General features: G+C 70.1%; 23 protein-coding genes and 1 pseudogene. 6 read left to right on the forward strand and 18 right to left on the reverse strand.

Going from position 1 to position 23,935, the window contains the following annotated elements:
- Positions 1-626 precede the first annotated feature (626 nt).
- Complete coding sequence (locus tag NP777_RS36830; protein WP_256654534.1) at positions 627-1,067, reverse strand: WapI family immunity protein; 441 nt, start codon at positions 1,065-1,067, stop codon at positions 627-629.
- 695 nt (positions 1,068-1,762) lie between these two features.
- On the opposite strand from NP777_RS36830, the gene NP777_RS36835 reads away from it, so the two are divergent.
- Positions 1,763-2,824: a Kelch repeat-containing protein gene (locus tag NP777_RS36835; protein WP_256654535.1), complete on the forward strand. Its 1,062-nt coding sequence runs from the start codon at positions 1,763-1,765 to the stop codon at positions 2,822-2,824.
- A gap of 61 nt (positions 2,825-2,885) precedes the next feature.
- On the opposite strand, the gene NP777_RS36840 is transcribed toward NP777_RS36835, so the two are convergent.
- Both NP777_RS36840 and NP777_RS36845 read right to left on the reverse strand, forming a co-directional pair.
- On the reverse strand, positions 2,886-3,788 hold the full coding sequence (locus tag NP777_RS36840) for a class I SAM-dependent methyltransferase (protein WP_256654536.1): 903 nt from the start codon (positions 3,786-3,788) through the stop codon (positions 2,886-2,888).
- Between the two features lie 189 nt (positions 3,789-3,977).
- Complete coding sequence (locus NP777_RS36845) at positions 3,978-4,556, reverse strand: XRE family transcriptional regulator (protein WP_256654537.1); 579 nt, start codon at positions 4,554-4,556, stop codon at positions 3,978-3,980.
- Positions 4,557-4,648: 92 nt separating this feature from the next.
- On the opposite strand from NP777_RS36845, the gene NP777_RS36850 reads away from it, so the two are divergent.
- A complete protein-coding gene (locus tag NP777_RS36850; RefSeq protein ID WP_256654538.1) occupies positions 4,649-5,653 on the forward strand; it encodes an NAD(P)/FAD-dependent oxidoreductase in 1,005 nt (334 codons plus the stop codon).
- Between the two features lie 129 nt (positions 5,654-5,782).
- Complete coding sequence (locus NP777_RS36855; protein WP_256654539.1) at positions 5,783-7,378, forward strand: MFS transporter; 1,596 nt, start codon at positions 5,783-5,785, stop codon at positions 7,376-7,378.
- Positions 7,379-7,742: 364 nt separating this feature from the next.
- Here the strand turns inward: NP777_RS36855 and NP777_RS36860 are convergent, their stop codons facing one another.
- From NP777_RS36860 to NP777_RS36920, 14 genes and pseudogenes are all read right to left on the reverse strand, one after another.
- Positions 7,743-7,922 carry a hypothetical protein gene (locus tag NP777_RS36860; RefSeq protein ID WP_256654540.1) on the reverse strand — a complete coding sequence of 60 codons (180 nt, stop codon included), beginning with the start codon at positions 7,920-7,922 and terminating at the stop codon, positions 7,743-7,745.
- A gap of 198 nt (positions 7,923-8,120) precedes the next feature.
- Complete coding sequence (locus tag NP777_RS36865; RefSeq protein WP_256654541.1) at positions 8,121-8,747, reverse strand: hypothetical protein; 627 nt, start codon at positions 8,745-8,747, stop codon at positions 8,121-8,123.
- Between the two features lie 157 nt (positions 8,748-8,904).
- Positions 8,905-9,300, reverse strand: coding sequence for a DUF6233 domain-containing protein (locus tag NP777_RS36870; protein WP_256654542.1), 396 nt, complete (start codon positions 9,298-9,300; stop codon positions 8,905-8,907).
- 167 nt (positions 9,301-9,467) lie between these two features.
- Positions 9,468-9,725 (reverse strand): hypothetical protein, encoded by a 258-nt coding sequence (locus NP777_RS36875; RefSeq protein WP_256654543.1) that lies wholly within the window; start codon positions 9,723-9,725, stop codon positions 9,468-9,470.
- A gap of 276 nt (positions 9,726-10,001) precedes the next feature.
- A pseudogene (locus tag NP777_RS48865) lies at positions 10,002-10,223 on the reverse strand (IS630 family transposase); the annotation flags it as partial.
- Between the two features lie 27 nt (positions 10,224-10,250).
- A complete protein-coding gene (locus tag NP777_RS36880) occupies positions 10,251-10,874 on the reverse strand; it encodes a carboxymuconolactone decarboxylase family protein (protein ID WP_256654544.1) in 624 nt (207 codons plus the stop codon).
- Between the two features lie 142 nt (positions 10,875-11,016).
- Positions 11,017-12,282, reverse strand: a complete 1,266-nt coding sequence (locus NP777_RS36885) for an ABC transporter substrate-binding protein (RefSeq protein ID WP_256654545.1) — start codon at positions 12,280-12,282, stop codon at positions 11,017-11,019.
- A 41-nt stretch (positions 12,283-12,323) separates the two neighbouring features.
- On the reverse strand, positions 12,324-13,139 hold the full coding sequence (locus NP777_RS36890; protein ID WP_256654546.1) for a carbohydrate ABC transporter permease: 816 nt from the start codon (positions 13,137-13,139) through the stop codon (positions 12,324-12,326).
- A complete protein-coding gene (locus NP777_RS36895) occupies positions 13,136-14,050 on the reverse strand; it encodes a carbohydrate ABC transporter permease (RefSeq protein ID WP_256654547.1) in 915 nt (304 codons plus the stop codon). Before NP777_RS36895 ends, NP777_RS36890 begins: the two co-directional genes overlap by 4 nt.
- The gene (locus tag NP777_RS36900; RefSeq protein ID WP_256654548.1) at positions 14,047-15,138 is read right to left on the reverse strand and encodes an ABC transporter ATP-binding protein; all 1,092 of its coding nucleotides are present in this window, start codon (positions 15,136-15,138) and stop codon (positions 14,047-14,049) included. Before NP777_RS36900 ends, NP777_RS36895 begins: the two co-directional genes overlap by 4 nt.
- A gap of 1 nt (position 15,139) precedes the next feature.
- On the reverse strand, positions 15,140-16,180 hold the full coding sequence (locus tag NP777_RS36905; protein WP_256654549.1) for a succinylglutamate desuccinylase/aspartoacylase family protein: 1,041 nt from the start codon (positions 16,178-16,180) through the stop codon (positions 15,140-15,142).
- Positions 16,177-17,019, reverse strand: coding sequence for a phytanoyl-CoA dioxygenase family protein (locus NP777_RS36910; RefSeq protein ID WP_256654550.1), 843 nt, complete (start codon positions 17,017-17,019; stop codon positions 16,177-16,179). The genes NP777_RS36905 and NP777_RS36910 overlap by 4 nt, the downstream gene beginning before the upstream one ends.
- Before the next feature lie 20 nt (positions 17,020-17,039).
- Positions 17,040-18,182 carry an aminotransferase-like domain-containing protein gene (locus NP777_RS36915; protein ID WP_256654551.1) on the reverse strand — a complete coding sequence of 381 codons (1,143 nt, stop codon included), beginning with the start codon at positions 18,180-18,182 and terminating at the stop codon, positions 17,040-17,042.
- Between the two features lie 180 nt (positions 18,183-18,362).
- Complete coding sequence (locus tag NP777_RS36920) at positions 18,363-19,946, reverse strand: alkaline phosphatase family protein (protein ID WP_308405327.1); 1,584 nt, start codon at positions 19,944-19,946, stop codon at positions 18,363-18,365.
- Between the two features lie 200 nt (positions 19,947-20,146).
- Between NP777_RS36920 and NP777_RS36925 the strand changes: the two genes are divergently transcribed.
- Positions 20,147-21,031, forward strand: coding sequence for a MurR/RpiR family transcriptional regulator (locus tag NP777_RS36925; protein ID WP_256654552.1), 885 nt, complete (start codon positions 20,147-20,149; stop codon positions 21,029-21,031).
- A gap of 276 nt (positions 21,032-21,307) precedes the next feature.
- Here the strand turns inward: NP777_RS36925 and NP777_RS36930 are convergent, their stop codons facing one another.
- Positions 21,308-21,739, reverse strand: a complete 432-nt coding sequence (locus NP777_RS36930) for a hypothetical protein (protein WP_256654553.1) — start codon at positions 21,737-21,739, stop codon at positions 21,308-21,310.
- Between the two features lie 175 nt (positions 21,740-21,914).
- Between NP777_RS36930 and NP777_RS36935 the strand changes: the two genes are divergently transcribed.
- Together NP777_RS36935 and NP777_RS36940 are read left to right on the forward strand one after the other, a co-directional pair.
- Positions 21,915-23,123, forward strand: a complete 1,209-nt coding sequence (locus NP777_RS36935; protein WP_256654554.1) for a sensor histidine kinase — start codon at positions 21,915-21,917, stop codon at positions 23,121-23,123.
- Positions 23,120-23,797, forward strand: a complete 678-nt coding sequence (locus NP777_RS36940; RefSeq protein ID WP_256654555.1) for a response regulator — start codon at positions 23,120-23,122, stop codon at positions 23,795-23,797. The genes NP777_RS36935 and NP777_RS36940 overlap by 4 nt, the downstream gene beginning before the upstream one ends.
- The last annotated feature ends 138 nt before the right edge of the window (positions 23,798-23,935 follow it).

Below are 23,935 nucleotides of genomic sequence, written 5' to 3' on the forward strand. Positions count from 1 at the left end.
CCACCCAGCCCGACAGCACGGCATAGGTCAGCGGCGTAGGCCTTGGGTTGTTCCCAGGCTGCGAAGTGGCCGCCGGCACGGTGTTCCACGTAATCGCGGACGTTGAGGAATACCTCCGCGCAGCTTTCCACGCACGGGCGTACGTGCAGTAGTAGCTGACCAGGTCCGGCTGCCAATCCGGCGAAGCTGAGGCTCCATCCCGCAGCAGTGAGAAGGCTCATCCCTCGAACGAAGTGGTGCGCGTGCAAGTGGTGTGCGTGCCCTTTTGACGGGCCGGCCCACCGCTGAGTACCGGTGTCACGAGCCGTCGCGACGGTCCTCGACTCTCCAGTCGCCGCCCAGTTCGCGGCGCGGAGCCTCCAGCGAGCGCAGCGTCCGCCTGCTGCCTGCACAGGACCCATTGCTCCTCGGTCCACGGCGACGGGCCCGATGGGGACTCCCAGTCGATGGACGACTGGTACCACTCGCACAGTCGTTCCAGCTCCTCCCGCGTGGCCGCGCTGACAGGCAGTCGTTCCAGCACGCAGGGGGGAACCGTGGGGACTTTCGACGTCCTCCGGCCACAAAGGAGTGTGCGGAACACCGACCTCGAAGAAGAAACGCAGGTGATAAGGCGTAGAGCACCCTCAGCGCGGTGGGAACGGAGCCAGACAACGATCCCACTCCTCCGCCGCCTGGCGCAGGCCGGCGGCAGTGGCCTTGATCTCGACGACCAACTCGTCCAAGCGCTCATCGCCATCCAGCCACGGGGGCGCCGCCTCCTGAGAGAGATGGACTCGCACGAAGCCCGAACCAGTGCGGCCGAAGGACACAACAGGCTCCAGGAAGTGAAGGTCCGGCTGCGTGCCCGTCAACATTGCTCCACCGACAGCGCGCAGCCACGGCGAGATCTGACGCGCCTCATCGGTCAGAAGGCAGGGGTCAGTGAAGGACCAACTGCCCTCGAGCGTGGTCACCTCACCCCCGATGACCAGCCAGTTGTCGTCATACTGGTCGCCGCTGACCACCGGGAACTGATAGCGCAGCGGACGCAGCTCGATGCGATGTTCGTGATCAGCGAGTAGCACCACCCAAGGATGTCACCCAGCATCCCGCACCACACAAGTGGATAAACGGCGAGCTGAAACCGAAGACAACAGTCCTGCCACCCCAGCCCGCCGCCGCCCGGCATACGCCTGTGATCAGGGCATCGAATCGACGGCCCGCAAGCATGGAGCCCCACACACCGAGCCGACTGCCCGAATGCGAACCCCCACCTGCGGACGGCGGTTGCCGAACGCGACCACGAGGGCCGTGGCCGCCCAGGACGCTGCCGCCGGCCATCGTGCCGATGACGAGATGGCCGGGACCCATGGCCGCCGACGACGCGTACGACGCATGTCTTCGGCCCGGCCCAGCACCGCGCGTGCCTCCGTCTCCAGAACCGCGCCGGAGGGCGTCAGCGCCACACCGGCGGGACCGCGCTCGAAGAGGCAGGCTTGCGGACCGGCTCCGAGCCGCTGGACAGCACGCTGAGTGGCGGCTGACCCCTGTACGGGCGGGCCGCTGCTGCACCCGAAGCGCAACTCCCCGCCCACGACGAGGAAGCAGCCCACCAGGCGCCACTCCATTCCTGGCACGATACTCGGCGGGTATCGCGGCATCCGAAGAGGTCTTGGACCGCCTCCGCGTCCGGCTGGTGCAATTTTCTTCACGCAGGTGGCGCCCGGCTGATGCGCTCCTCGCTCTTCGGAAATGGAGTCGGATGATGAAGGATCCCGGCATGCGACGACGTCGCTTCGTTGCGGCTGTGCTGGCCGGCGCGGGCGGGACCGCGGCGTTGCCCAACACCGCCGGTTCGGCTGCCGCCCGGCCAGACTCGCCCGCCCGGCACGCGACCGGACACTGGCAGCCGCGGGCGCCACTGCCGGTGGGACGGGGGGAGGTAGGCACGGCTGCTCTCGCCGGGCGGCTGTTCGTCGTGGGCGGCACCGTGCAGGAGGGGGAAGCCAGCCCCCTCTGGGCATCGACCGCGGTCCACAGCTACGACCCCCGACGCGATCGGTGGTCGGTCCACGCTCCCCTGCCCAAACCCCTCACGCACGTGGGTGTGGCCGCGTCGGGCGGACGCCTGTACGCGTTCGGGGGATTCACCGACGCCGTGCACCTGAACCCGCAGCCGGACGCCTACGCCTACGACCCGCGCCAAGACCACTGGCATCGGCTGCCGGACATGCCCACCGCCCTCGGCTCCATCGCCGTCGCCGCCGTACACGGACGGCTGCACCTGATCGGCGGACGCGATTCCCACCGCATCGTCACCCCACACGGATCGCCGGTGTCACTCGGATTCGGCACCGTCTCGGCCCATCACGTCTACGAACCAGGCACGGACACCTACCGCCAGGCCCCGCCACTGCCCGGCGAGGCCCGCGACCACGCCGGCACAGCAGTGCTCGCCAGCCGCATCCACGTCGTGGGCGGGCGCGTGGAGGACGTCGGCGACAACCTCACCCGGCATGACGTCTTCGACACCCGCACCCAGCGCTGGCTGCGCGCCGCGCCCCTGCCGGCCGCCCGATCCGCCGGCGCTGCCGTCGTCATGAACGGGTGCGTCATCTACGCAGGCGGGGAATGCCGGCCCGGCAGCAGCACCGACACCTTCGACGACGTCACCCTCTACGACCCGCACCTCGACCGCTGGAAGAACCTCACCGCGCTGCCAGGCAGCAGGCACGGCTTCGGCGCCGCACACCTGAACGGCCAAGCCTATTTCGCCGGCGGCTCCCCCACCTGCGGAGGAGGAACCAGCACCGACACCTTCACACTGTCATTGCACCACTGACAGCAACCGACACACCCAAACAGCCACCGCCAGAAGACCAGGCAGCCCACTGACAGGCCCGTCAGGCGCGGCGGGCGGCCCAGACGGTGCGCTCGGTGCGTACGGCGAGGTCGTCGCGGTGCAGGATGCCGTGCGGGCTGTTGACGTCCAGGAGTTCGTCGAGGGCGGCGAGGTCCTCAGAGCTGAGTGCGGGTGCGGCGGCGCCGCGGATGCGTCGCAGGCTGCCGTGGGCGTAGCGGCCGATGGCCTCGCCGCGGTTGCCCTCGATGTTGACGGTGATGGTGCGCTCGTCCTCGACGGCGAATCCGGCGGCGGTCAGCATCGGCCCCCAGTCCGCGCCGCGGTGCGGGACGTGTTCAGCGTGGAAGCTGTCGGTCGCCCGGTGGGCGCGCTCCTCGAGTCCCGGTCGGCCTTCAGGGGCGTCGGCGGGCAGGAAGCGGGGGAAGCCGTCCAGCTCGACGACGGCGAACAGCCCGCCCGGGGCGAGAAGTCCGTGGACGCCGCGCAGTGCGCGGTCGGGGTGGGCCATGTGGTGCATCGACGCGGAGGCCCACACAAGTTCCGGTGTGCCGAGGTCGGGCCAATGGCTGGTGTCGAGGTCGGCCTGCACGGTGCGCACCCGGTCCGAGACGCCGCGGGCGCATGCCTTCTCGCGCAGGAGCTGCAGGTGGCCGGCGGAGGCGTCGACCGCGGTGACGTGCGCCTCGGGGAAGCGTTCGAGGAGCGCGAAGGTACCCGCGCCGGTGCCGCAGCCCAGGTCCACGATCTGGCGCGGCTCGGCTTTCAGTGGCAGCCAGGCGGTGATGGATGCGATGTGCTCGGCGAGGACCTCGGCGTCCAGGTCGAGGATCTCCGCCTGCCCGCTGTCGCCGTCCTGCTGAGTGCCACCATGACCACCACCGTGGCCGTGCCCGTGGTGGTGGCCGCTGTCGTCGTGGGGAGTGTGCTGATGCGCTTGGGTCATGGCGCCACCGTAAGACCGTCATGCGCATAACGCACAGCGTCTTGCGGTATGCGCAAGGAGATGGCTTGGCGCGCTGCCCGCCACGCAAGATCGCACCCTCGCACGGACGCTCGGCGCTGCCGGGGGCCGCTACCCGCAGGGCCCCTCGGCACTGCCGGGAGCCGCTACTCGCAGGGCCCCTGCGCGCCGTCACTCGCCGCTGTCGTCGGTGTCCCGCTGGTGGCCGCGGCGTGCGTCGCGGTCGAAGATGCCCATGATCTCGCACGGGCCGCCCGCGGCTCCGATCGCGTGCGGCATCATGGTGGGGAACTCGGCGGCCTGGTTGGTCTCGACGCGGAACCGGCGGTGGCCGAGCATGAGGATCGCGGTGCCGGAGAGCACGACGAGCCATTCGCGGCCGGGGTGGGCGCGCATGCGGGCGGGATTGTCGGGCGGCGGATCGGTCATGCGCTGACGCATGACGCTCATGCCGGGGTCGCCCTTTATGGGCCAGCGCATCAGGCCGTGGGCACCGTTGATCATTGGGCTGATGACGACGTCATCGGCGGCGTTCTCCACGAGCTGGTCCAGGGTGGTGTCCAGGGCGCGGGCGAGGGTGACGAGCTGGTCCAGGGCCAGGCGGCGCTGTCCGTTCTCGATCCGGCTCAGCGAGGACGGGCTGAGGTTGGCGCGGGTGGCCAGTTCTTCCAGGGACCAGCCCTGTGCGACGCGCAGTGCGCGGATCCGTTTGCGTACGAGGCTGTCCAGCGTCCCATCTTCTTGCGTCATAGGCAACAGGGTATGCCATTGCCGCAAGGCGGCCTTAACGTCGAAATACAGCTGGTCCAGCACGGGGGCCAGGTACGACGAAAGGGCGCGACATGTCTGCGCAGACTTCCCGCTACGAGAGCGACACCCTGCCCGCCGAGACGGACGTGGTGGTGATCGGCGGCGGCGCCGCGGGCCTGAACGGCGCGCTGATGCTCGCGCGCTCGCGCCGGTCGGTCGTCGTGATCGACAGCGGCACCCCGCGCAACGCGCCTGCCGCGGCGATGCACGGCTTCATCGTCCTGGACGGCACCCCGCCGCCCGAGATCCTCAAGCGCGGACGCCGGCAGGTCCGCGAATACGGCGGGCGGATCGTCTTCGGTGAAGTCGCCTCCGCCGAGCCCGCTGAACCGGTCGAGGGTGATCCGCGGTTCACCGTAACCCTCGCCGACGGCCGCGGTGTGACCGCGCGCCGCGTCCTGGTGGCCACCGGTCTGCGCGACGTACTGCCCGAGGTGCCGGGCCTGGCCGAGCACTGGGGCCACAGCGTCGTGCACTGCCCCTACTGCCACGGCTGGGAAGTGCGCGACCAGCCCATCGGCGTCCTCGCCACCAGCCCCGCTTCCCTCCACCACGCACTGCTGTTCCGTCAGCTGACCGACGACCTCGTGTACTTCACCAACGGCACCGACCTGGACGAGGACACGCGCGCCCGGTTCGCCGCCCGCAGCATCCGCATCGTCGAGACCGAGGTACAGGAAGCCGTCGAGGAGGACGGCACCCTGGCCGGTCTGCGCCTGGCGGACGGCACCTTCGCCGCCCGGCGCGTGATCGCGGTGGCCACCCAGTTGCAGGCCCGCACCGAGGGCCTGGACGGGCTGAAGCTGCCGATGGAGGACCTGCCCGACAACATGGGCCGCCGCTTCGCCTCCGCCATGGCCGGCACCACCGACGTCCCCGGCGTGTGGGTGGCGGGCAACGCCACCGATCTGACCGCGCAGGTCGGTGCGTCCGCCGCGGCCGGCGCCCTGGCCGGATCCCACATCAACGCCCTGCTGGCCACCGCCGATACCGACGCGGCCCTCGCCGCCGCCCAGGCCGCGAACACCCCCGCCTGACACCCCGGCTGCCGTAGCCGAATCGCGCGACCGCACCCAGCGGTCCGCGCGACCTCCTGCTTCACCACCCCTTTGCGATCGGCCCCGCGCCGGCGCGCTGATCCCGCATGCCCTTTTTGAGAGGAAATCATGAGTAGCAACCAGCCTCCCCAGGCGGCAGCCGTACCAGTCGGCGACGGGGGCACGCCGGACGCGCGTCAGCTGCGCGCGATCCTGATCACCGTGTCGATCGCGCTGATGGCCGTCATCGCGTCGGTGTCCGGCCTGAACGTCGCCCAGACCCACATGGCCGTCGAGTGGGGCGCCTCACAGACCACTGTCCTGTGGATCATCAATATCTACACCCTCGCCCTGGCCGCCCTGCTGCTGCCGCTGGGTGCGATAGGTGACCGATGGGGCCGCAAGCCCATGCTGATCACCGGACTGATCATCTTCGGCGCGGCCAGCGTCGTCGCCGGGCTCGCCCCGTCGGCCGCAGTGATGATCGGCGCCCGGGTGGCCGCGGGTATCAGCGCCGCGATGATCATGCCGATCACGCTGGCCGTCATCACCTCCACGTTCCCCGAGGAGGAACGGGGCAAGGCGATCGGTGTATGGACCGGCGTCGCCGGGGGCGGCGGCATCCTGGGCATGTTCCTCTCCGCGCTCCTCGTGGACGTCGCGGACTGGCGGTGGCTGTTCGTGCTGCCCGTGGTCCTGGTCGTCGCCGCGCTGGCGATGACCCTGAAGTCGGTGCCCAACTCCCGCGAACGCTCCACCCATTCCTTCGACACCATCGGCGCGTTGGTGTCCACCATCGCCGTGATCGGCCTCATCTTCGCCCTGCAGGAAGGCCCCGAGCGCGGCTGGACCGACCCCGTCCCCCTGATCAGCCTGGCCGTCGGCGTCGCCGCCGCCATTGTCTTCGTGGCCTGGGAACTGCACCGCCGCGACGCATCCCTGCTGGACGTACGCCTCTTCCGCGAGCGCGGCCTGGCCAGCGGCTCCATCACGCTGCTCGTCGTCTTCGGTGTCCAGGCCGGTATCGCCGTCGTCCTCTTCCCCTTCTTCCAGGCCGTGCTGGGCTGGTCCGGCCTGCTGTCCACCGTGGCGATGATGCCCATGGCCATCATGATGATGATGACGTCCGGCCTGGCCCCCAAGATGGCCGCCAAGATCGGCGCCCGCTCCACCATGACCGTGGGTGTCGCCCTGTCCGCCCTCGGCCTCGCGCTGATGGCACTGTTCGTCTCCATCGACGGCGGCTACCTGTCCATCCTCGCCGGCATGCTCACCATGGGCATCGGCATGGGCCTGTCGATGACACCCTCCACCGAGGCCATCACCAGTTCCCTGCCCCGCGCCAAGCAGGGCGTTGCCTCGGCCCTCAACGACGTCACCCGCGAATTCGGCACCGCCCTGGGCGTCGCGATGCTCGGCGCGCTCCTGGCCAACGGCTACCGCGGCGCCATCGACGACAAGCTCGGCGGCATCCCCCAGGGGGCCGCGGACACCGCACGCGAAGGCATCGCCAACGCCGTCGAGGTGGCCCCGAGCACTGGCAGCCACGCCCAGGACCTGATCCACACCGCGCAACAGTCCTTCGTCGACGGCTGGCAGCAGGCCATGTGGGCAGGCGTCGCCGTCATGGGTGTGCTGCTCGTCTACGTCGCCCTGCCCGGGCCCCAGGGCTCAGACCCCACCATCACGGACGAGGCGGAGACCACGGAGACCGTCGCCGTCTGATGACCGTGCGTAACAACTGGCGGATCGTCCGTCAGGCGTCAGGCATCGCCATACCGCGATGCCTGACACCCCGGCCCAGCAGCGCACGTCGCAACGGGGACACCCATGCCGAACGAGCTCCTGGACACCTTCATCACCGGACTGAACGTGAAGATCGACGACGAGCTCACGGAGACCCGATGACTGGGCGGACCACCGCAGTCGAGCGACTCCGAGCTGGTGTGTCTCGCGGTGGGGCCGGGGCGGTGCCGAGGAAGGCGAAACCGACGGTCGCGGCGGCCACAGGACGCTCACCCGGCCGTGAACCAGCACTGGGCGCTAGCTGACCACCGCGGCGGCCAGGCCTCTCGGCCGTCAGGGACGGTCAGTACGGCTGGAGGCGGGTGAGGACGATGTACGGAGGGTCGGCGTCAGCAATGACGACGTACTCGGCGACGCCGAGCATCCCGTCCCGGCCGAGCGGCATGCGTCTTTGCCGGGGCCATTTCACCGAGGCAGTGCTGCCCGGCACCATGCCCCGGGTCTCGTTGACCTGAACGGTCACTGCGATGATCGCTCCGAAGACTTCAGTGGGCAGAGATAAGTCGGCCAGCAGCGCGTCGGGTTGATGTCGGCGGGGAACGCAGGGTCACGTCAGTGGCGGCGCTGAGCCGGTGTCAGCGGTTGGTGACGTCGGCGGCGGAGGCCGGGGAAGCCGACGCGGCCCCCTGCCCGGGCGGGCGGAGGACCGCGCCGCGACGGTCTAGCCGCCGATTCGGTCTCGCAGGCGTTTGGCTGCATCCTCGGCGTCCCAGTTGTAGTCCTCGTCGGACTCGGCGATGACGACGGGAACCGGCCAGACCCCTACGAGCTTGACCTGGCCGTTGCTCACGGTGGAGCCGACTGCCTGGATCGTTGTGACCTCGGCCCTGATGAAGGCTTCCAGCGGGGAGAGAATCTCATCGATCTCCGGGACGGCCAGCGCGGCCACTTCCAGCGCCTGGAAGACGATCTCCGAGTCCCGGTCGATCTGTTCGACGGCGGCCCTGTTGAGGTGAATCACGTAGTAGATGATGTCCGTCATCTCGCCGTAGACCTGCGGGCCGTCCTCGGCCAGGATCTGCCGTTCGAACGCGCTCAGCGCCTCGCCGGTCAGCCCCTGCTGCGCCGCCTCCTTCTCCCACTCGGGCCGGATGACCTTCAGCACCTCGTGCGCGGACGGCTTCGGCCTGGCCCGCGCCTCCAGCGACCGGCGCGCCATCGCCTCCACGTCCAGCGCCGCCACCAGATCAAAACCCTCGATCTTCCTCACACGGTTCAGGCGCTCCCGGATCTGGGCGGCCCTCTTCTGCACCTGCTCCTCTGTGATCTTGTCGCCGTGGTCCGACATGATCCTCCTGGTCTCCCTTGTTGTCTTCAGACATCAACTCCTTTATTGAGTGGGGGAACCCCGCATTCGCCCAGTAGGCGATCCAGCCAGTGTCTCGGCCACAGGAGTCGGTCGAGAACCGGCCGCCAGCGGGGCGCAGGGGTAGTACGGCACGAGTTCAGCGCCGGAGTGCTCGATCCGGGCGGCATACGTCGCATATATCTACGCCGTGCTGGGTGAGCAGACCGATCGCGTCCTCGGTGGTGACCCGTGCGTGCTCCCCTTTGGCCTGCCAGCAGTCGCGGCGGTGAAGACGGCGCGCCGGATCGTCGTCCGCGTACTGGTGCAGCTTTTCGAGCACCCACTGCCGCCCGGCGATCGCGCCATCCCGGGGGACGGTGCCGTAGTCCTCGCCGGGGATGGGGGTGACCTGGTCGGCGGCCAAAGTGATCGCGGTGGGTGCCCCGGTCGGGCGGCTGCGGCCTTCGGTGTCCTCGAAGCGGGTAGGGAGGATCGCCTCGGCTTCAAGCCACCACTGTCCGTCTGTGCTGCGGATCCATCCGGTGGCGATCACGTCCAGTTCCTGGCCGTCTGGGAGCACGGCTCGCGCCCACGGCCCAGCTTTCGACCGCCTCTCCTCCGCATCCACGATTCGGATTCTAGTTCGAATGCACGGACCTGTGGCGCCCGCTCGGGCGGCACCCCGGGGTGCCGCCCGTCGTGAAGTCCGTCCGAGAATCGTCACTCGCCGTTCGTTGACGGCATCTGGTTGACTGCGACGATCGGCAGGAGCGTCGCAGTCGCCGGAACACCGATCTCGCGGGGTGTCGTCCCGGTCGGCGTGGGGATGTCGACCAGCCGTTCCAGCAGCTGGTCGAGCGCGGACTGGCCATCGTCGACAGCGGCGCGTTCCTCGTCGCTGAGCGGGACGCTCGCCAGCATGCGCTGAAGGTTGTCCTTGGCCTCCAGGAGCCGGCCTTTGCTGGAGGTCTTGGGCAATAAGAAGTCGCAGCGGGCGCAGGCCATAATGAAAAACGTCCGTCCACTCCGGCAAGCCCACGGAATCTGCATCCCCGTGTCAGCGATACGGGAAGGCCGTCGCTACTGCCTGGGACCGCTTGCACCCGCTGCTGGTTCGGCGCTCGGCCTGGACCGACTATCCCGAAGGAGAGCCGCCGGTAATCGAAGGCACCATCATCGTCTGGCCCAGTGGCGAGGGTTTCGCGAGTACCTGGCCGGACTGCTGGCACTGCGGGAGCGGCACAAGACGATCACCTGCCCGGCAGGGGCGGGACCGGTGGCAGGTGCGTCCTTTGGGCGGCCTGCGGGTGAAGCCCGCCTCGTCCTCAAAGCAGATATAGCCCCCGCAGGCCGCCCGGGCCCGTTTACTTCCGCCCAGGTCGCTTCCTTCCGTGCAGCCGTCCAGCCGTGCGCGGTCGGCCCCTGCTCGAGATACCCGGCGAGCTTCTCCGGACAGCGCGGCGACAGGCGACACCGCCCCGGCATCAGGACGTTCCGCAGACATCACCCCAGCGAGCCGAGATCAGTGTCGGGTGTTGGGGAGTGCCCGGTCATGGGCCGCAGGCCCAGTGCGTGGCTGATGCGCGAGGTGGCGACGAACCGTGCGGCCAGGTGGACGATCGCGACCAGCGCGGGGTCGTCGAGGTGCTCTCCGGCCGCGGTCATAGCGGGTATGGGAGGCGACGCGAACACGACAGTGAGTGTCAGCCTGCGCACGGCTTCCTCGGCGGAGTTGAGGACGTGGACGGCGCGCCCCTGAGCCGCGTTGATCCACGCCTCGCTCATGCCGTGGTCGCGGGCCACGTCCAGGTACTGGGCACGCTCGTACTCGTTGCCCAGAGCCTGGTGCGTGGCGAGGGCCACGATCAGCACGTGGGTGGGATCAAGTGCGGCTTTGAGCTGTTCGGTCATTTCCAGCAGTGCCAGGACGGCGCCGGGATGGTGCAGGCCCACGGCGAGGAACCCGTTGATGTAGCCGAGCCGGTCGGCCCGCTCGGCGAGCCGGTTGCGCAGTCCGTCGGGCAGCTCGGCCACGACCGCCGCCAGGTCCACGGGTTCGGGCCGCGTCCCGTCGCTGAGCCCTCGGTAGGGCACCGCCGTCCAGTCGACCTCGGGTCGGTCGGGCATGTCAGTCCTCCACAGTGGTCGGGGCCGCGGGCATCCACGGGGTGTGCCGGGCGGCGTCCTCCGGTTCGGGTGTCGGCTGCCTTCGGGCATGGGCTATCGGCACGGTGGTGATCTCCTTGCCCGGGGAGTGGGCGAGATCGGTTCAGGCGAGGAGGGCTTCTGCCCGGCTCGCCGCGTCGCTGAGCGCCTGCCGCGGTTCCTTCGCGCCCGCGAGGGCGGCGTAGATGTTCTGCCGCAGCAGGTCGTTGATCTGAACGGCCCGCAGGCCGGGGAACTGGAAGCGTTGGGCAAGGTCCGGGACGGAGTCGAGCGCCGGCCGGCGGTACGGCTGTTCCTTGATGATCGGGCCGAGGTACCGGGCGCCGGTGGCGTGCACGTTGACGGGGATCTCGCCGGTGTTCGTGCACAGTTCGGTCTGCCCGGGAGCGCTGATGAGGGCCTGGATGATCTGCCAAGCGGCCCGCTGTTCCCGCTTGTCCTTGGTGAAGATCACCAGCGATCCTCCGCCCGGTGGCAGCCGCCGGGTGCCACCGTCCGGGATCGGGACCATGGCAGTCCGGCAGTCGAACGACGCCTCCTTGGCGTAGCGCACCGGCTTGGTGGACGGGCCGAAGACCATGGCCGCGTCGCCGCGGAGGAACGCGTCGTCCATCTCCAGCGTGGTCGTCGGGGTGCTCAGCTTGTCGGTGATCAGCCCACGCCAGTAGGTGAGCACGTCGACGCCGGGACGGCCGGCGAAGGTGATGCGCCGTCGCCGTGCGTCCATCAGGGATCCGCCGGCCCAGCCGATGAAGTTCTCGAACGTCCAGTTGGAGTCCGCGTCGTAGGAGTGCAGCACCCCGTAACGTGCCGCCCGCCTGCCCACCACGGCGGCAGCGGCGGACCGCATCTCGCTCCAGGTGGTCGGTGGCCTGTCCGGGTCGAGCCCTGCCTTGCGGAAGGCATCCGCGTTGTACGAGAACACCATCGCGCCGAGGCTGTAGAGGGCGGCGACCGTGTGTCCGTCGTACCGGTTCACCCGTCGGAACGGCCTGATGTAGTCGTCCGGCCGGAAACCGCCCGCCGCCATCAGGGGTTCCAGGGGCTGCAGCAGGCCCGCCGCGGCGTAGGTGAGGACGGCATTCGCCCCCACCATGGCCATGGCCGGCGGAGTACCGGCGGCGAACGCGGTGGCCAGTCGGCCGTCGACATCCTGCCAGTTGCCGCCGCCGCCACTGAGCTGGATCTCGAAGGAGATGCCGGTCCGCCGGGTGAAGTCCTTGCCGAGCGTGGCACCCGCGGCCTGCGCGCGGGTGCCGCTCGGGACAAGGAACCTCAGAGTGCCGGAGGTGTCGCGGCCGCAGGCGGTCGTGACCGCGGCGGCACCCGCGGCCAGCAGCAGTTTCCGCCGGGAGACGATGCTGGTCATGGCTGTGCTGTCCTTGCGTGGATACGGAATACGGACCATGGCTATTCGCCGTCGGCGGTGAGAACCAGTCCGCGGACCAGGTGCCGCTGGACCAGGAGGAAACAGACGAGCAGCGGCAGCGCCGCCAGCGCGGCGACCGCCAGTTGCACGCTCAGCGGCACGGTGCTGTCCGGGCCGGAGACCCCGGCCACCGCGTACGGGACAGTCGCGACGTGGTCGGTGGTCAGGACGACCGACGGCCAGTACAGGTCGTTCCAGTGCGAGACGACGCTGAACACACCGGCGGCGACCAGAGCGGGACGGACGTGCGGCAGCACCACCCGCCACAGCATCGCCACCGGCCCGACGCCGTCCAGCCGGGCGGCGTCGAACATGCTCGCCGGGATGGCGAGGATGAACTGGCGGAACAGATAGATGCAGAATCCGCTGCCGATGCTCGGCAGGATCAACGCCGAGTAGCTGTCGAGCAGACCGAGGTCCGACAGCAGGAAGTAGATCGGGATCGCGGTCACCTGGACCGGAATGACCAGACAGACCAACACGAGCTTGAACGTCAGCGTTCGGCCGCGGAACTCCCAGCGTGCCAGCGCGTAGGCGATCGGCAGCGACGTCACCACCTGTGCGAGGAAGATCGCCCCGGTCACCAGCACGCTGGTGCCGTACACGCGCGGCCAGTCCAGTGCGGCCCAGGCGTCGCGGACATGGTCCAGGGTGAGGTGCGGCGTCAGGTCCCCGTTCAACGGGTTGCCCACGAGGAACGTGCCGGCGAGCATCAGCACCAGGGGCCCGAGCATGATCACGCCGCCGGCCGCGACCGCCGTGTGGACACCGATGCGGCGCCGAATCGTCGTGTTCATCGCGCACCCGCCCTCTCGAGCCGGCGTCCGCCGGCGAGGTACTGCGCGGCGACGGTGACGAGTACGAGGCCGAGAAGGACGGTGTTGACGATCGAGCCGCTGCCGATGTCGAGATAGCTGACGCCGTACCGCCATTGCAGGTCCGCCAGGGTCTCGGTCGACCCCAGTGGTCCGCCGTCGGTCATCACATGCACCTGATCGAAGACACGCAGCGCGTCGCGAGTGGCGATGATCAGGGCGAACATGGTCGACGGCCCGAGCGCGGGCCAGGTGATGTGCCAGAACCTGTGCCAGGGACCGGCGCCGTCCAGCCGGCCGGCCTCATGCAGGTGCTGCGGCACGCTGGACAGACCGGCGAGGAACATCACCATCGACGAGCCGATACCCGCCCAACTGCCGATCACGGCGATGGCCGGCAGCGCGAGCGTGGTGGAGTGCAGCCAGTCGGTGGCACCGGTCAGCCGCCCGATGGTGGAGTCGACCAGTCCCGTGCCGGGGTAGAACAGCCAGCGCCACACCACCGACATCGCCGCCATTGTCGCGATCGTCGGCAGAAAGTAGACCGTGCGCCACAGTCCGCCCCAGCGGGGCAGGGCATGGATGCCGAGCGCCGCGAGCAGGCTGAGGCCGACGATCACCGGAACCGTCAGCACGGCGTACAGCACGGTGTTGACCGTGGCCTGCTGCAGTTCGGGGGAGGTCAGGATGCGGTCCCAGTTGCGCAGCCCGACGAAACGGATGGAACGCGTGAGCGGTTGGTAGTCGAACAGGGTCAGCGCCATCACCGTACTCAGCGGCACGATGAAGAACACCATGAGGAAGGTCGCGGCCGGCGTCACCAGCAGCGCCGGTACATACCGCCGTGGTGTCCGCAAGCGCCGCGGTACGGAGGCCTCGAGCAGTGCGGTCATGGGCAACGCACCCCGTCGGCGGTGAAGTAGTGCAGATCGGACCGCCGCACGTGCAGCGCGATCTCCCCGTCCGGCCGGGTGTCCGCAGGTACCCGCATCCGGGCGCGCCGGCCGCCGATGTCGAGGTGGACGAGGCGGTCGCGTCCGCGCAGTTCGGCCATGAGGACCTGGCCGCGCAGATCGATGTCGTCCCCGTCCCCCGTGCCGATCCTCAGATGGTCCGTCCGGCAGCCGACGGTGGCGGCACCGGGGGCCGATCCTGCTGCGAACGGGCCTTCGGCGTCGAAGGTGTTCATCCCGTCGAGGAAGGTGGCCACGAAGGTCGTCGCCGGGGTCCGGTAGACATCCTCGGGAGGCCCGGCCTGTTCGATGCGGCCCGCGCGCATGACGACCAGCTGGTCGGCGAGGGCCAAGGCCTCGACCTGATCGTGCGTGACGAACACGACCGTCATGCCCAGGCGCCGCTGCAACGTGACGAGTTCGGCGCGCATGGTGTCCCGCAGGGCCGCGTCAAGGTTCGAGAAGGGCTCGTCCATGACCAGCACCGCGGGGTCGCGGACCAGGGCACGGCCGATGCCGACCCGCTGCCGCTGCCCACCGGACAGCTCGCTCGGTTTGCGGTCGAGCAGCCCGTCGAGACGCATCAGCTCGGCAGCCCGCAGAGCGCGTTCGCGGCGGGTCGCCCGGTCGACCCGCCGCATCCGCAGCGGGAACTCGATATTGCCCAGGACCGACTTGTTCGGGTAGAGGGCGTAGTTCTGGAAGGCCATCGCCACACCGCGGTCCTCGGCGGAGATGTCGGTGGCATCGACGTCGCCGATCTCGATCCGGCCGGATGTGAGCGTCTCGAGACCGGCGATGCAGCGCAGCAAGGTCGTCTTGCCGCAGCCGCTCGGCCCGAGCAGCACCGTGATGGATCCGGCGGGCACGGTGAGGTCGACATGGCTGAGGGCATCGGTCTCGGAGCGGTCGAACCGCTTGGTCGCCGTGTACACCCGCACCGCCGACGGTGTCGGCGCCGCGGTGTCTCCGGCGAGTGCCGGGGGCGCGGTCCGGCGGGTGGGCCGCGCCGGTGACTTCAACCGCATGTCACGCACCGCCTTCCCACGGTCGGCCGAGTACGAAGACGCAGTCCCCGAGGCCCGTGCGCGCGGGGATGCGCCGTGCGAGGACGACGCCGTCATGGGTGGACACCACCGGATCCGGTTCCCGCCACGGCGCGGTGGGGTAACGGATCAGCCCGACGACCTGACCGCGGTCGACCCGTTCGCCCAGCGACACCAGGGGCTCGAACAGGCCGCGTTCGGTGGAACCGGCGTAGATGTACTCATGGGCCGGTGTCCGGTGCAGCATCGTCGTCGTGGCGGGCGGTTCGGTGGTGAGCGGCGTACGCAACAGGCCGATGTGATGCAGCAGCCGCAGCACACCGTGCTCGGCGAGCCGGACCTCTTCGCGGCCGACCGACGCGCCGCCGCCCAGCTCCGTGGACAGATGGAACACGCCCGCGCGCCGGCAGGCGCCGATCAGCGCGGCGTCACCGCCCGTGGAATGGTCGATGATCATCGAGGTGGGCATGCCGAACGCGCGCAGCATGTCCAGGGAGCGGGCGAACCTGTCCGGGTCGTCCGACCGCGCTACGACGGCGACGGGGAGGTACTCGATGGATTTGCCACCCGAGTGCAGGTCGAAGGCGAACTGCACACGGGGCAGGATGTGGCTTTCGATGAAGTGGGCGATCATCTCCGTGGGCGGGCCGTCGGGCCGGCCCGGAAAATTGCGGTTCAGGTTGCCGCCGTCGAGCGGTGAGGTCCGCTGGTCCGCCGCCACCGCGGGTGCGTTGGCCGCCGGCAGGATGATGACCTGGCCGGTGAGGTCGGCGGCACGCAGCCGCTGCAGCAGCCGCATTACCACCACTTGGCCCTCGTACTCGTTGCCGTGGTTGCCGGCCATGAGCAGCACGGTGGGACCGTCGCCGTTGCGCAGCGACACGATCGGGATGCCCGTGTAGCCGTAGCCGGCGTCGCCGTCGGATGTGGTGTGCACGGCGAGCGGCAGCCGCAGATAGCCGCGCGCCTCGCCGTCGGAGTCCAGGTCGATGTCGGTGAAGATCCGGGTGGGTGCGGTGGTCATCGCTCGCTCCTCACCGAGCCGGACTGCGCGGCGATGGCCGCCTTGCGCCGCTCGGTCTCACCGACGACCTCGTCGTAGAAGGCGGACGCGGCCGGGTCGAAGTCGGTGCTCGGACGGGGTTCCGGGCGGAAGTGCCCGTAGCGGTCGGTGCCGCGGACCAGCGTGGCGCTGTCCTGGAAGCCGGTGGTCTGCCGGACGTGGGCGGCGACGTACCGGATGGTGATCCCGCACCGCCGCACGTCCGATGTGTTCGGCAGGGAGCCGTGCACCAGCATCGTGTGATGCAGTGAGAACTCGCCCGGCTCCAGCTGGAGGTCGACGGCGGCCGCCTCATCGACGTCGACCTTGATCTCCTGGCCCCGGCTGGCCATGTTGTCGGCGGCGAACGTGTCCGTGTGCTGCAGCTGACCCCGGGTGTGGGTTCCGGGGACGACGCGCATGCAGCCGTTCTGCCGGTTGCTCGGCGTGAGCGCCACCCAGGCGGTGACGACGCTGGGCTCGGACAGCCCCCAGTAGGTGGCGTCCTGGTGCCAGGCGAGGAAACCCGGGTCGTGCGGTTTCTTATCGAAATGTCCGGTCGCCCAGGCCAGGATGTCGGGGCCGAGCACGTCCTCGACGGCGTCGAGGATCCGCGGCTCGCGCATGAGGTCGTTGAGCCACGTCATGAGGAGGTGGGGCTTGACCTTGGCGCGTGTCCACAGGCCGGGATGGTCGGCCTCCAGCCGGTCCATCCGGTCGCGGTAGCCGGCCGCGACGTCGGCTTCGAAAGCGCGGATCGGGCATACGTAGCCGTCGGACCGGTATCCGGCGACCTGTGTGTCGGTGAGTACCTTGGGCATCTTTCGGGTCTCCTTGACGATCAGCGGTGGTAGGCGTTGCGGACGGCGGTGAGGCCGCGCTCCAGGGCGGCGCGGTCGGGAGGCGCGCCGATACCGAACCGGACCGCCTCGGGGGCGGTCCCGGTGCCGAAGTAGAAGGTGTCGCTGGTGCCGATGGACGCGCCCGCGGCGAGCGCGTCGGCCGCGAGGTCCGCAGCGGTACGGCCCGGGGACAGGGGCAGCCAGACGTGCAGCGACTCGGGGGTCGTGCGCAGGTCGATCCCTGCCAGCGCGTCCGCCACCAACTCGTGACGGGCGCGGATCTCCACCCGGACCGCGTCGATGATGGCGGTGGCCCCGTCGTCCTCGACGAGGCTGCTCATCACGGCGGCGTTGATCGGCGCGACCATCCAGTAGGTGCTGCGGACGCCGGGCCAGAACCGTGCCTTGGCGGACTCCTCGTCCGGCGCGACGACGTAGGCGACCTTCAGCCCGGCCGCGATGCTCTTGGCGGTGCCGAGCACGTACCAGGACAGCTCCGGCAGGTAGGCCGACAGCGGCGGGGGCGCGTCCGTGGGGAGGAGGCTGTAGATGTCGTCCTCGATCACGGACACGCCGTACCGGCGGCAGAGGTCGGCGATCGCGCGGCGGCGGTCGGCGCTCATGGTGACGGTGGTGGGGTTCTGCAACGTCGGCATGGTGTACAGGGCGGCGGGCCGTCGGGTTCGGCAGACCTGCTCGAACGCGTCCGGATCGATCCCCTCGCCGTCCATCGCCACGGGAGCGACGTCGATGCCGAGGGTTTGGACGAAGGTGCGGATCGTCGGGTAGGTCAGTTCCTCGACGGCGAGCAGCCCGCCGCGGGGAACCAGTCCCGGGAGCAGTTGGATGAGGATGCTCTGGGTGCCGTTGGCCACGACGACACGCTCCGGGGTCGGCGTCGTTCCCAGGCGCTGGGCGGTGAACGCGGCACCGGCGGCCCGATCGCGGTCGGAGCCGCGGTACTGGTGGGCGCCGATCAGGCGGGACGGCGACCGCCGCGAGAGCGCGGAGTCGAGCGCCGCACCGTACCGTGCGTCGAACACCTCCGGTACGTCGGGGGGCAGGTTGCCGCTCATGAAGACGGGGCTCTCACGGCGGCGCAGGTCGTCGGGGTTGTGGTCGCAGGCGATGAGTGAGGTCATGAGGGGCTGCTTCCTTGAGATGGGTAACCCGGGCGATGGAGGGATCGGTGAGCCACCGGAAGGAGACCGGGGCGGGCGCGGCCCGCGACAACGGCCTGACGAGTGCGCGGTGCGCGCGGATGATGGCCGTACCGGCGGTTTCGGAAACCAGGGTTGCTGGTGCGGGGGCGGCCTGGTGGGTCAGTCGTCCCAGTCGTTGTCGCCCTGCCGCCCGAAGGCGGCCGGTTCGGCGAGGCCCTGCCGCGCGGGATCGCGGTGCTCGGGCGGCGTCCGATGGCCCGACACGCCGCCCACCAGGTAGGAATGGCTCCCGGTCCGGCGCACGCTGACGGACGCGTCGCCGCGCCGGATCGTCCGTTCTTCCACGAGAAGTTCGGGGCCGTCGGTGACATCGCGCAGCGACTCGGTCAGCACACGGCCGTCGACGTCGTCGAGCGGTGCTCCGGTGACGAGCGTATACGCGGTGGCGGCGATGTCGGCCGGGCCCGCGGGTTCGGCGCGCCGGGTGCGGGGCTTGAAGGCCGGCCCATGCAGGATCAGCGGAATGCGCATGTCAGCCGGGTGGACCGTGCCGTGCACACCGCTGTACGGCCGGGTTCCGGAGGCCCGTGCGTGCAGAGCACGGGCCGGCGGGTCCGCGGGCTCGCGCTGGTCGGTCGGTTCGGTGCGCATGGTGATGATCAGGTCTGGCGTGAATGGCGAGTCTCCGGTCACGACCAGCGACAGCGGGAACGCGTCATCGGGGCAATGGGCGTCCGCGCAGAAAACGAGTCCCGCCCAGGGCTCTTGGACGATCCGGGCCGCGATGTCGGCCCGCAGACGGGGTGCCGTGCCGGGCTCGAAGTAGCCGAAGACGGCGCCGCTGTTGAACGTGGGCACGAATCCGTTCGGAGGCAGACCCGCGCGTTCGGCGATCCTGTCCAGCGTCTCGGTCAGCTCCAGCGACTCGATCGTCTCGCAGAAGCCATGGTCGGCCGTGAGGATCAGATTGCACTCCCGTCCCGTGTCGAGCACGGCGGTGTGCAAGGTGCGTACGGCCCGGTCGGTTCGTCGGATCGCCTCAATGCTGGCCGTCGAGGTCAATCCGGTGGCGTGGTGGGCGGTGTCGGGCTGCCCGGACCAGAAGATCAGCAGGTCGGGAGCGCGCGTCGTGATCGAGACCACCCCTGCGGCGACCGCCCATTCCAGCGCCTCGTCGTCGGATGCGGGGCGCGGTCCCAAGCCCTCGATCGCGGCCCTGACGTCGGAGGGAACGGAACGGTGGACCTCGTGCTCCGGACCGACCGAGGCGATCCTGGCTCCGTGTCCGGCGTCGCTGCCGGGATTGAGCAGGTAGGTGCAACCGGCCGAGCCGTTGCCGACGACCATGGTGCTGCGGCCGGAGGCGCTGAGCCGCTCCGCGACGGACATCTGCGGCATGGCCCCGGCGTCACGCAATCGGCGCACGTCATCGGCGACTGCCGTGTCCAGATGGCCCAGCTCGGGATGCCACACCCGATTTCCGAAGACCCCCGTACGCCCGGGGTGGCATCCCGTCGCCAGTGTCGCGGCGTTGGTACGGGTCAGCGCGGGGAAGGCAGCCACGGCGTGGTCGTAGGAGCAGCCCTCGTCGGCCAATCGCGACAGGAACGGGGCGGTGGAGGCGCTCAGAGCGGCCGGCCGAAGGCCGTCGATGACCGCGATCAGGGTGAGTGGTGTGTCAGGAATGGTTGTCTCCTTCCTCGGGGGCCACTGCGGGGCACGCCGCGCCGTGTGGCCGACCAGTTCAGCGGCCGGTGCAACTGCTGCCGGCCTGTACTGGCGGTGTCAGGCTCAGAGACGGGGATGGCGTGGGAACCAAGCCGGAGTTACCGAAGGATGAACTATCCAGTTCATCCATAAGCCTGGGATGGAATATCCGAGTCGTGCTAGCCTCCTGCCCGCATCGACAGTCGAATTGTGTTCACACGGCGAAATGAGGTCCCGTGGTTGCAGCCAAGTCGTCCCTGGTCAGCGGCGAGTTCGTCACCCGTGCTCAAACGGCGCTGCCCAACCTGGGCGCCACAGACAAGCGGGTCATCGAGCTGATCCTCGGTGACCCCGAAGCGGTCGTGCGCGGCTCGGTGACCGAGCTGGCCCAGCGGGCCGGCGTCGCGCAGTCGTCCGCGGTCCGTGCCTGCCAGCGCATCGGGTACCGGGGCTACCAGGACGTCAAGCTCGCCATCACACGCGATCTCGCCCAGCGGGACGAGCAGGAGCAGGAACTCGCCCACGAAGAGGAAATCGACAGCCGGACCTCGGCCGGCGAGATCCTGGACCGCATCCTGCGCCGCAGCGGCCGGGCCCTGGTCGACGCGGCACAGAGCGTCGACCCCGAACTGCTGTCCCTCACCATCGACCGCATAGCGGTGGCCGGCCGCGTCCTCGTCATCGGGAACGGCACCTCCACCGCGCCGGCCCACGACGCCGCCTACCGGTTGTCCGCGCTCGGCCTCGTGACGACGTGCCCCGCCGATGTGATGGCCCAGCATCTCGCGGCACGGCATCTCGACGACTCCTGTGTGTGCCTGGTCATCAGCCACACCGGCGCCAGCCGCGAGTCGCTGCTGGCCGCCGAGGCGGCGCGGGCGGCAGGCGCCTTCGTCGTCGCCATCACCAGCTACACCAAGTCGCCGCTGACCCGTGTCGCGGACGCCGCGCTGATCGCGGGAGGACCCGAGTACGGCTTCCGACTCGAAGCCATGGCAAGCCGCCTCGCCCACCTGGGGATCGTCGACGCACTCTTCGTCGGCATCGCGGTCCGCCGTCCCAAAGCATCGACCAAAGCGCTCGACGTGATGGCCGATATCACGATCGAACACTCCCTGTAGAAGGAACAGACCTGTGCCCCACCACGACAGCCCCCCGAGCGATGGACCTGGCCGTACTCGACATGGCCGGTACCACCATCGCGCACAACATCGCGCACAACGGCACCGTCGAACGGGCCATGGACGAGGCCCTGTCCCTCGCCGGCCGTCCGCCGCGGTCGAAAGACACGCCGGGGCCGGTATTGAGACGCTGGTCCCGCCGCCGTCACTTACCACCGCGAGCGACGGCGTCGAGAGTCGAGGCGGATACGGGTGGAGCGGTAGCGGGTCGGTCACTCAAAGCCCAGCCCCGCGCATCCGACGCACACCCAACGCGCACACCCCGCAGACCGCGCCCCACACCCCATTGACCAGGAACAACGGCAGGATGGCCGGCGGGTGCGCGAGGGGACCCCGCAAGTCACCTTCGAGGAGGGGAGACAGAATGCCGCTGAGAACCAACGCGGCCAGCGCGTAGGCCACTCCGGCGGCCACCGGCGTGAGCAACGGCTCACGCACCCGGCTGAGCCCCACCGCGAGGATCCAGGTCAGGCTGATGAACGCGGTGAGCAGCAGCGGTGTAAGCGGTTTGCCGAGTGCCTCGGACAGTCCGGTGACCGAGAACAGCGGCCGGACCAGCGCGACGGCGGTCAGCAGCGCCACCAGCGGCCGGTTCAGGCGACGCAGGCGTACGGACAGGGGCAGGCTGGGGGCGGGGTCGGTGCTCATGGCCCCAGCGTCGGTGGTCGACGGACACGGGGGCGTCGTACCGGGGCCGACAGGTGCCGTACCCCAGCGGTTGACGTGCCCTGCGCCCCGTTACACCAGGAGTTGCGGGTGGACGTCGGGTTCCTCCGCCGCGCGGAGGACTGCGCGGTGCGGGCGGTCTGTTTACGCTGGCGGCATGGTTCCACGCGTCCCGAGTCCCCGCCGGCCGCGACTGCCCAGTGGCCGTGCCGCGGACGCCGCGCTGGCCGCTGTGGTCCTGGTCCTGGTGGCGGTGGGCAGCCTGCGCTCGCTGATCGGCGAGCGGCAGGAGTCCTGGGAGACCACCGCGCTCGCCTGGGCCCTGCTCGTCGCCGCCTGCGCCGCCCTCTACGCCTGTCGGCGCCACCCTGTGCCGACCGCTACCTTCGTACTGGCCGCCACCATCGCGTACTACCTGGTCAGCGCCTACGACGGCCCCCTCTTGGTGGCCTTCGTCGTCGCCCTGTACACGGTCGCGGCCGAGGGCAGACTGCGGATGGCCATCCTCCTGGCGGCGCTCGGCCTGCTGCTCACCGGGGCGGGCACGCTACTCGGCAACCACGACGTCAACGGTGTCGCCCTGTTCATGATGACCGGCTGGCTGGTGGGCGTGGTCGCCCTCGGCTGGGTGCGCGAAAACCGGCTGGCCCTCGCCCGGGAGGCGGAGCAGCGGGCGGCGAGCGAGGAACGTCTGCGCATCGCGCGGGAGTTGCACGACGTCGTCGGCCACCACATCTCGCTCATCAACGTCCAGTCCGCCGCCGCCCTGCGTCGGCTGCGCAAAGATCCCGAAGGTGGCCCGGAGCGGGCGGAGGAGGCGCTTGGCGCCATCAAGGATGCCAGCCGGGAGGCGCTGCGCGAGTTGCGGACGACCCTGGGCGTACTTCGGCAGGTTGACGAGTCGGCGCCCACCGCGCCCGTGGCCGGGCTCGACCGACTCGGCGACCTGGCGGCGGCGGCCCGACGGACCGGTCTCGACGTCCGGGTAAGCACGGACGGCGAGCGGCGCCGACTACCCGCCGAGGTGGACCTGGCCGCGTACCGCATCGTCCAGGAGTCGCTGACCAACGTCACCCGCCACGCCCAGGCCACCGCGGTGACCGTCCGCACCGAGCACGGGCCACGACACCTCACGGTCGAGGTCACCGACAACGGCCGCGGGCCCATCCCCCTGGGCGGCGGGTCCGGCAGCGGCATCACCGGGATGCGCGAGCGGGCCCGCGCCTTGGGCGGCGAACTGACCACGGGGCCCACCCTGAACGGCGGCTTCACGGTCCGGGCGACGCTGCCGTGTCCGGCGGCCCCACTCGCCCACCTGCCAGGACCAGGATCCGCCATGGCGAACGGAGAACCCCCTCGACCATGACAACCAAGATCAGAATCGTGCTGGCGGACGACCAACGCCTGGTGCGCGCCGGATTCCGGTCGATCCTGGAGGACGAGGACGACTTCGAGGTCGTCGGTGAGGCAGGCGACGGCGCCGAGGCCCTGGCCGCCTGCCGCGCCCAGCGCCCCGATGTCGTCCTGCTGGACATCCGTATGCCGGGCGTCGATGGCCTCCAGGCGGCCCGGGACATCGCCGCCGACGCGCGCCTGAACGACGTACGCGTGGTCATTCTGACCACGTTCGACCTCGACGACTACGTGTACGGCGCGCTGCGCGCCGGCGCCACCGGCTTCCTGCTCAAGGACACCGAGCCGGAGGAGCTGGTGCACGCCATCCGGGTCGCGGCCCGCGGCGACGCGCTGATCAGCCCCTCAGTCACGCGCCGTCTGATCGCCGAGTTCGCCGGCCGGGTGCGCGCCCCCGAGCCCGGCCCCCGGCTGAACGCCCTCACCGACCGCGAGCGCGAGGTCATGCGCCTGGTCGCCGCCGGTCTGGCCAACGACGAGATCGCCGCCCGCCTCGTACTGAGCCCTGCCACCGTCAAGACCCACGTCAGCCGCATCATGACCAAGCTGGACGTGCGCGACCGCTCACAACTGGTCGTGCTGGCCTACGAGTCCGGGATGGTGACCCCGGGCTGGCTGGCGGGGTGAGCCTGGCTGGCTGACGGGGTGAGCCGCGGACCTGCCACCGGATAACGCGGCGGGCGTACGGCGTCACGGCCCGCGCAACCCACGGGGTACGGCAGATACCCACCCGGGGCCGACGCCCCGCGCCGCGTCGGGTCCGGA

Source organism: Streptomyces rugosispiralis (genome assembly GCF_024505145.1).
In the GTDB taxonomy this organism is placed as follows: domain Bacteria; phylum Actinomycetota; class Actinomycetes; order Streptomycetales; family Streptomycetaceae; genus Streptomyces; species Streptomyces rugosispiralis.

Coding starts and splice junctions, on each gene's coding strand:
- NP777_RS36895 (WP_256654547.1), bottom strand. CDS start 14,050: ATGACCGCACTGCTCGAGGCCTCCGTACCGCGGCGCTTGCGGACACCA.
- NP777_RS36940 (WP_256654555.1), top strand. CDS start 23,120: ATGACAACCAAGATCAGAATCGTGCTGGCGGACGACCAACGCCTGGTG.
- NP777_RS36835 (WP_256654535.1), top strand. CDS start 1,763: ATGCGACGACGTCGCTTCGTTGCGGCTGTGCTGGCCGGCGCGGGCGGG.
- NP777_RS36910 (WP_256654550.1), bottom strand. CDS start 17,019: ATGCCCAAGGTACTCACCGACACACAGGTCGCCGGATACCGGTCCGAC.
- NP777_RS36865 (WP_256654541.1), bottom strand. CDS start 8,747: ATGTCGGACCACGGCGACAAGATCACAGAGGAGCAGGTGCAGAAGAGG.
- NP777_RS36935 (WP_256654554.1), top strand. CDS start 21,915: ATGGTTCCACGCGTCCCGAGTCCCCGCCGGCCGCGACTGCCCAGTGGC.
- NP777_RS36850 (WP_256654538.1), top strand. CDS start 4,649: ATGTCTGCGCAGACTTCCCGCTACGAGAGCGACACCCTGCCCGCCGAG.
- NP777_RS36845 (WP_256654537.1), bottom strand. CDS start 4,556: ATGACGCAAGAAGATGGGACGCTGGACAGCCTCGTACGCAAACGGATC.
- NP777_RS36855 (WP_256654539.1), top strand. CDS start 5,783: ATGAGTAGCAACCAGCCTCCCCAGGCGGCAGCCGTACCAGTCGGCGAC.
- NP777_RS36840 (WP_256654536.1), bottom strand. CDS start 3,788: ATGACCCAAGCGCATCAGCACACTCCCCACGACGACAGCGGCCACCAC.
- NP777_RS36885 (WP_256654545.1), bottom strand. CDS start 12,282: ATGACCAGCATCGTCTCCCGGCGGAAACTGCTGCTGGCCGCGGGTGCC.
- NP777_RS36880 (WP_256654544.1), bottom strand. CDS start 10,874: ATGCCCGACCGACCCGAGGTCGACTGGACGGCGGTGCCCTACCGAGGG.
- NP777_RS36915 (WP_256654551.1), bottom strand. CDS start 18,182: ATGACCTCACTCATCGCCTGCGACCACAACCCCGACGACCTGCGCCGC.
- NP777_RS36890 (WP_256654546.1), bottom strand. CDS start 13,139: ATGAACACGACGATTCGGCGCCGCATCGGTGTCCACACGGCGGTCGCG.
- NP777_RS36900 (WP_256654548.1), bottom strand. CDS start 15,138: ATGCGGTTGAAGTCACCGGCGCGGCCCACCCGCCGGACCGCGCCCCCG.
- NP777_RS36905 (WP_256654549.1), bottom strand. CDS start 16,180: ATGACCACCGCACCCACCCGGATCTTCACCGACATCGACCTGGACTCC.
- NP777_RS36930 (WP_256654553.1), bottom strand. CDS start 21,739: ATGAGCACCGACCCCGCCCCCAGCCTGCCCCTGTCCGTACGCCTGCGT.